This is a genomic window from Celeribacter sp. (assembly GCF_048266405.1).
Taxonomy (GTDB): Bacteria; Pseudomonadota; Alphaproteobacteria; order Rhodobacterales; family Rhodobacteraceae; genus Celeribacter.
Genome location: NZ_JBLWZO010000034.1, coordinates 1 through 7666, shown reverse-complemented (window position 1 = coordinate 7666; position 7666 = coordinate 1). Strand labels below are relative to the sequence as shown.

General features: G+C 49.2%; 5 protein-coding genes. 2 read left to right on the top strand and 3 right to left on the bottom strand.

The features are described 5' to 3' along the window. Positions 1–64: 64 nt before the first annotated feature. The 3 genes from ACN0TS_RS18870 to ACN0TS_RS18860 all read right to left on the bottom strand — a co-directional run bounded on the left by ACN0TS_RS18870 (position 65) and on the right by ACN0TS_RS18860 (position 4734). The gene (locus ACN0TS_RS18870; protein ID WP_417260861.1) at positions 65–2143 is read right to left on the bottom strand and encodes a hypothetical protein; all 2079 of its coding nucleotides are present in this window, start codon (positions 2141–2143) and stop codon (positions 65–67) included. A 216-nt stretch (positions 2144–2359) separates the two neighbouring features. Continuing rightward, positions 2360–3652, bottom strand: a complete 1293-nt coding sequence (locus ACN0TS_RS18865; protein ID WP_417260860.1) for a hypothetical protein — start codon at positions 3650–3652, stop codon at positions 2360–2362. 242 nt (positions 3653–3894) lie between these two features. Beyond that, positions 3895–4734 (bottom strand): glycosyltransferase family 2 protein, encoded by an 840-nt coding sequence (locus ACN0TS_RS18860; RefSeq protein WP_417260859.1) that lies wholly within the window; start codon positions 4732–4734, stop codon positions 3895–3897. A 212-nt stretch (positions 4735–4946) separates the two neighbouring features. On the opposite strand from ACN0TS_RS18860, the gene ACN0TS_RS18855 reads away from it, so the two are divergent. Continuing rightward, on the top strand, positions 4947–6194 hold the full coding sequence (locus ACN0TS_RS18855; RefSeq protein WP_417260858.1) for a glycosyltransferase family 4 protein: 1248 nt from the start codon (positions 4947–4949) through the stop codon (positions 6192–6194). A 235-nt stretch (positions 6195–6429) separates the two neighbouring features. Next, positions 6430–7473, top strand: coding sequence for a GDP-mannose 4,6-dehydratase (gene gmd / locus ACN0TS_RS18850; protein WP_417260857.1), 1044 nt, complete (start codon positions 6430–6432; stop codon positions 7471–7473). The last annotated feature ends 193 nt before the right edge of the window (positions 7474–7666 follow it).

Genomic DNA, 7666 nt, shown 5'->3' with positions numbered 1-7666 from the left:
CTCAACCACCATAACTTTGCGGAACGGATGTCACCCCAAAAAACACACCACTTTGCGACAACACCTATTGACTTCCCTCAAGTTCGTCGCGAACTTTTTGCAACTTTGCCAAAACGTCATCGGGCAAACCAATAAAGCGCTCTAGGTGATATTTCTCGATTGCAGCAATCATTTCGGTCAGTCCGTCAAACACGCGTTGACGCGAATGATCGTTAAGTTTTTGCTGGCCGTTAAACCATAAAACAATCGGATTTTCCGGATATTCGCGGGAAAATGCATTTAGGATCCGCGCACCTTGTTGCCGGGTTTCATCGGAAACATCGGCTTCTGCCAAATAAGAAAAATACGTCACGAGGACATCAATACGATGCGGCGCAACGGTAATAAGCAGCTCGGCGACGTCCCCCCAATTATTGCGCAGTACTTGTTGAATATCTTTGGATGCGGGTGGCGCATCGGCGGAGCTATTGGCGAATTCGGCGGCGAGCACCAGGTAGGCAAGTACCAATGTACTATTAGGGTGAGAGTCGATCTCACGGCGCGCCTGCTGTAACAATCCCTTACACCAGTCGAGTTGGCCGACTGAGATATTTTTCAGCCCCTCGCTATCTTGTTTGGCCAGTGGCCGACAACCATCAAGCAATGCGCGCTGCAGCGAGATGCCGCCGCGCGCGCCATCATCGGGAACCACAAGGCCGTTAAGTGGGTTAGCATTTGCGAGAAACAATGTTCTATCCAGCCCCCTATTCTGCCAATACAGCCAACCTGCACTCCCGCACAAAACAAACCCGATCAAAACGGCCCCCATCCATGCCCGGTGCGGCCATATAACAAGTCCCCAACGCCGGCTCGGATCGCCGCTGTGTCGCAATGTTGCCCCCATCACCAATGCCAAAAGCGGAACGAGAGAGGCAAATTCAAACCAGATCGATATCACTGCCATATAGCCCAATGCAGTCGCAATAACGATCGCACGGTGCTGCGGCGCGGCTTCATAAATCCACAGGACAAAAACGATCAGATACAATGCCAGTGCAACAATCCCGCCAGAGAGCAGAACTTCGTAGGGGATCGAATGGGTGTGGACAAAATCGCGATAAAACACATCCCAATTTGGGTACAGAAAACTTTGCCCCGAGAATGGGAGATAATTTTGGATGTAGAACAAAGAATGGCCAAAGCCATTGCCCAAAAGATATGTCCAAGCCCCGCCATCGCCAAAGGCATAAGCGGTTAATTTCATCATCAAAGCGCGCGACACCATGGAATAGAGACGAGGATAAAGCTCGGGTAAGCTGGCTTCCTGATAACTATCAATATTCTGTCCAAGCGCCCACAAACCAGCCATGATACAAAGTGGCAGCACAACGACCGCGACCATTGCCCCCCAAATTGCAGCGCGTTGCCATGTCGGTTTGCCACGTGCAAACAGCGTGGTCATCACGGCCCAGGTAATCGCACTGAGCACAAGCGCCAGCGCTGCACCTTGGTTATTGCCGTCCAAAGACAGCAAGACAGCAAGCCCATATCCAATCAGCACCACGACATGACATACGCGCTGAGGCAAAGCGAACTCTTGGCTTAGGCAATACAGCAGGGCAGGCAGCAAAATGGCGAACACACCGATATAATCACCAAACCCAAAAAGACTGAAATCAGAATGCGCACTCAGCCGATTTGCTCTGGCAGCATAAAGGATCATGAAAATGGCGGCAATCAGGGCTGTGCGCAGAGCAGGTCGTCTTTGCCGGGACGCCCAAATCAACAGCATTATCCCTGACCAGCAGAAAAACAGCGCGGGTCCTTCGCCCAGTTGTGGGCTGCCCAGAAAGGACAAAACAGGAAAATGTGCAAACAGGCTGGTGAAACTGCACCACACAGCAAAAAGCAAACATGCAGCAACCGTGAGCGGGACCTTAGCAAGGCCTTCGCGATAATATAGATACCCGCCCCATAACCAGGCCATTGCCCCCAAGGCAAACACCGCAATCACGTTTGGCTCGCCGTCACGCCATACTCCGAACCGAAAAATCGGAAGCGACGCCACGGTCGATAACGCCGCCGCCCCTAAGATCAAAGCCGTGACAGCAAGCTCTATTTTTCCCAACCGAAGAGACGACAAAGCGAAAGATGTTTTGCGCATAATGTGAGCCCCCCGGAAGCGTGATGAAAATATCGCAGAAATGGATACAACGATGCTGAGGCAAAGCCAATGGCAACCAAAAATGAAACAGACATCGAAATCGCGCAACACATGCCTGTTTTGAACTGGCCTGTTTTCCGCCCCAGAAATAAGATCAACCGGCTTCTGATTTTTTGACAGCAGGTGTCAGCAGTGCCCCTCTTTTAACACTATTTGCTATGACCTGCGCAGCGATGAGAAAAATTCGAGAGCAGTAGGATAATGAGTCTTCTCGGGCGCATCTAATGCTTTGGCAGAATAGAAATCTGATCCCAGGGTCGTTAAAGCATATAAAGACTCAACAACGGAAATCTCTTGATAGAAAGACATCTCGTCGCCCACCGACATGCCGAAAATGTCTAAACTTACAACCTTCCGCTGACCAAGGCGCATCGCCCAAATCAGCACTGACGATACATCGCCCACCACGACCGAGCTCTCAACGATCATCGCCTCGGCGGTCATTTTTCCTGTCATAGATTGAAAACCGGGCAACCTTTCAGACAGCCGTTCCGTGACCGCTGTCATAACCGGGTCATCGACAAAGGATGGATGCAACTTCCACCAGATTTCAGGCAGATTGCTTTGCAGCTGAACAATCTCCAGCGCCTCCCCCCACAGCTCAACCAAAGCGTCGACCTGCTGTTCAAACGATTGGCCGTTGTCATAATCCAAACAGCTTGAGGGGAGGACTGCAATGCGCGGCTCCTTCCCTTTCGTTTTAAACAGTGCGTTTGTCGCTTGTTCATTCATTGGATGTTGGATTAAGTAAATATTCTCTAACCCCGCCACTTCCATAGCGTAACTTTCCCGCTCGGTCTCCGTATAACAGACAATCGCATCGAAAAGGCCTCCAACATCTTTGTGAAGCAGCTTCCCCCGCCAAGGGCAATGGCTCTGCCTTATTGGATCGCGCGCAAATAGCAGGGGAAGAAGCGTAAAATCACGGACTCCGACCCAGCGCCCCCAAATGTCGTGTGCGAAGTCGGTCAATATCTTTGGCAGCCAAGGCCAACGCTTTTGCCAGGCCAATCTGCGCAGACCGACCAGCTGCTGATCTGTAACGGCAAAATCAGTAACGGGTTGGTGGACACTCAAACAAATCGCGATGGGTGTTTTCGGACAAATTTCACGCACAGTACGAGAGAGAATTTTTTGATGGAAATAATGCCAGTTATTCATCAGCACCAAGGACGGGCGCAATTCCTCTATAAGGCGCGGAAGCCTCGTGCTCAGCCAGCGAAAGAGCGCCCATCGGCAGTTATTGAGTGGCATGACTTCAATTCGGACAACTTTCCCTGCATCTTTTAGAACCCGCAAAGCCGCTAAATTCTCGTTACCTTGCTCAACTAGAAGAGTGATGTCATATTGCTCCGCAAGTGACCAACAATAGAAAAATCCAGCATTAACAAAAGAATGAAAAGAAAATGTATCAATTATAAGAGATTTTTTTGTGTTTTTACCGTTCATTGAAGGATTTCCTAAACACCATTTTATTAAAAACGTTGAAAACCTATTAAAATATTATTTTTACGACATCATTATTTCAATAAATAGTGTTTACAATTTCTATTTCGGCAACAAAGGGCGATTTTATTCTCAAATAAATTCAGTTCACCCCCCTTCAAAATCTATACAGATTACCCCATAATTTTTTCTGAGATCTGTCGCAAAACTAGCTTTTAATCCCGCACCGGAAAACGACTGAATGCCTAAGGGTGCTGACGAATTTTTGGCCGCCGGAAAAGCGGCAATCCGTGACGCTTTGCAAAAAGTCTCAAACTCGCCAAATGCATTGAGTGGGCACGTGTCCATCGCCAATTCCAGCCGCTTTGTCGTCGATGATCATGGATGAATTTCACCGTTGGTAAAATTTGAACACGACACCCTGCGCGATGTACCCGTGCGCACAAATCGACATCATCCATGTAAAGAAAGTATGCCTCGTCCATCGCCCCGACGCGGTCGAATAGATCACGCCGAACAACAAACCCAGTCCCCATGACCCAATCCACATCAAACGGAACGGACCGTGGATGCCGCATCAATAAATGACTTCGGTTCAGACGACTAAAAGGAAATAGATGTTTAAGGAAAGATCGACGGACAACGACATCCAGCGCAGAATAAAACGTCCTTGCAGAATATTGCAAAGAGCCATCAGGGTTTATCAGTTCCGCGCCAACGAGGCCAACGTCCGCATGCTCATGAAAGTGTTCTAAAATGCGGTGAAGATTGGCTATCTCCGGATAGCAATCCGGATTGAGTACAAGGATATAAGGGGCGTTACCGGCACGGGCCCCAATATTAACCCCCGCCCCAAACCCTTTATTGATCTGCGACAGGATAACGTCAACTTCAGGTGGTAAATTCTGTTCAAGACGCGGTCCAGATCCATCTGGGGACAAATTATCGACTACGTGAATCTTTCGCAGGGCGGCCTCGCCCTGCTGGATCAAATGTGTGACGCATTTAAACGTATCGTCGTAGGTGTTGTAATTAACAATAACCACGTCGAGAAGATCTGAGTATTTGGCATTAGAAACACTCAAAATCCGAGCCCCCTTCGAAGTACCTTATTATCGAAAACACTCACCGATATACGCCCCTGCCAATTGAATACGCCTGCCTGCCTAAGGGCTGTTTTAGCACGCAAAAATACGCCGAACCAGAGTAGAAAAAGAAAGCAAATTAATGCTATGAACCTTCTGATATTCTACGAGCATTCACTTTCGCCTCCTTGTTGCGCAAGAAAGCACTCAATATGCAGATTTCGACAATTGTCATCTTAACGGACTCTGTTCGCAACAACGGGGGGGCAGCTAAAGTTGCTATAAAAAGTGCAATCGGCTTATGTGAGTTGGGGTATCGGGTTATTTTCGTCGGAGGGGAAGGTGGCACCGTCGATCAGGAATTAGAAGCCAGCAGCACCGAGGTCATCTCACTTGATCAACCTTCAATTTCCAATCCATCTACCCGACGCAAATCTTTTGTGACCGGACTTTGGAACCTTGATACGGCAAACCATCTTAAGGGGATTTTAGCGCCACTCGATCCTGCTGCAACCGTCGTCCATTTGCATAGTTGGTCAAAGGCCCTTTCAACGTCGGTTATCCCGGTCATCCGACGAAGGCGCCTTCGCTTGGTGTTGACATTACATGACTATTTTACGGCTTGTCCGAATGGTGGCTTTTACGACTATAAGACACAGAAAATCTGTCATCGTACACCTTTAAGTCCCGCCTGCCTGAGCTGTAACTGTGATGCTCGTAATGTAACTCATAAAATGTGGCGTATTGCTCGCCAAGCCATCCAACGCGGTCCTGGAAACTTTCCTGCTGCGGTAGATGCATTTATTTCGGTCTCAGACTTTAGCCAAGATATTTTACAACCCTTCTTGCCAAAAGAAACCCCGCTTTACCGCGTCGACAATCCCGTTGAATGCATCAAATTGCCTGCGTCTCATCCGGCACAAGCCAACGGCGTTTTGTATATTGGGCGCTTATCCCCAGAAAAGGGACCGGCGCTTTTGGCCGCAGCCGCGCGTGACGCAGGCGTTCAAGTCACTTTCGCGGGCGATGGAGAATTGAAAGACAGCCTTCAGGCCGCCTACCCTGAACACACATTCACTGGCTGGCTATCCTTTAGCGATATTTTACCGTTGATTGATCAAACCAGAGCCCTTGTGCTGCCATCGCTATGGTATGAAACCTTGGGACTAACGGTACTTGAGTGTGCCGCACGCGGAGTGCCTGCAATCATCGCAGATCGCTGTGCTGCGACTGATGTTGTTATTCAAGAAGAAGCAGGCCTGTTCTTTACCAGCGGAGATCAAGTGTCGTTGACACAGACACTTAAACGCCTTCGCGACAATGAACTGGTGGCGAGACTGGGCTTAGCCGCCTATAAGAACTTTTGGGCAGCACCTCCAACCCTAGAAAAACATGTTAACAACCTTGTTGAGGTCTATAATCGGATCCCATTGCCACGCGCACCTGGCGCAATGTGTTAGAAGAAGTAACCATGTTAAACGAGTTTCACATGGCATTGAAACCATCACATGAATGAAATATCTCGTCACGGTAGGGAAACGACCGCCTCAGGATAAGGTCGGCATATTCACAAAGCGCTGCGCCAAGAAATTTATTCCTGAATAACAGATAACTGATACTTATCAATGCGGTGGGAGAGAACGGCTTTTTGTTCGAGGTCCCTCGAAATTTTTTAGTAAGGATATATTGAAGACTATGAGCAAGGTCGCACTCATTACCGGCGTTACAGGACAAGATGGCAGTTATCTTGCCGAATTGCTGCTTGAAAAGGGCTATGCCGTCCACGGAGTTAAACGGCGGTCATCATCCTTTAACACGGAACGCGTCGACCATCTATATGTCGATAAACACGAAGGAAATAGTCGCTTTTTTCTTCATTACGGCGACCTGACCGACGCAACGAACCTGATCCGACTGATCCAGGAAACGCACCCTGACGAGATCTACAATCTGGGCGCACAAAGTCACGTTCAGGTCAGTTTTGAAACACCGGAATACACCGCCAACGGTGATGCCCTTGGAACCTTGCGTTTGCTCGAAGCTATTCGCATTCTGGGTATGTCCGATAGCTGTCGCTTTTATCAAGCGTCGACATCGGAGCTCTACGGCAAGGTTCATGAGACACCACAAAAAGAAACAACGCCGTTTTACCCACGTAGTCCTTACGCCGCCGCGAAGCTCTATGCCTATTGGATTACAGTCAACTACCGCGAAGCCTATGGAATGTTTACGTCAAACGGCATCTTATTTAATCACGAAAGCCCCCGTCGCGGGGAGACATTTGTGACCCGCAAAATTACCCGCGCGGTTGCAGCCATTGAGCACGGCACCCAAAAGTGCCTTTATTTGGGGAACTTGGACGCCAAACGCGATTGGGGCCATGCGCGCGACTATGTGGAAGGAATGTGGCGAATTCTTCAACATAACGAAGCCGATGATTTTGTGCTGGCGACGGGGCGAACCCGAACGGTGCGCGAGTTTGTAGAACTGGCCTTTGCCGCCGTCGGCCGCATGATTGACTGGCAAGGCACGGGTACCGATGAAGTCGGAAAGGACGCCAAGACAGGTGAAATCCTGATCGCCATTGATCCCGTCTATTTCCGTCCTACCGAAGTAGATTTACTGCTGGGCGATGCGACCAAAGCCGAAACCAGACTGGGGTGGAAGGCAACCATCACCTTGGAAGAGATGGTAAAAGAGATGATTGAGTCTGACATGCAAAAGCAGTCAGTACGATAAAGTTTCACGGTTCCGTATGTTTGAGCCATCGACGATCTCCCAGTCTTGTCCGACCGGCCATCTGCGGTGCTCTGCGCCCTTTAAACTGGATCGTTTTTAATTGGAGTTTTCCGCGCTAAATTTCTGGTTGGAAAAAGGAGCGGAAGATATGAAAGCATCGAATTTTTCGGACGCACAGAAGGCGTTCATTTTG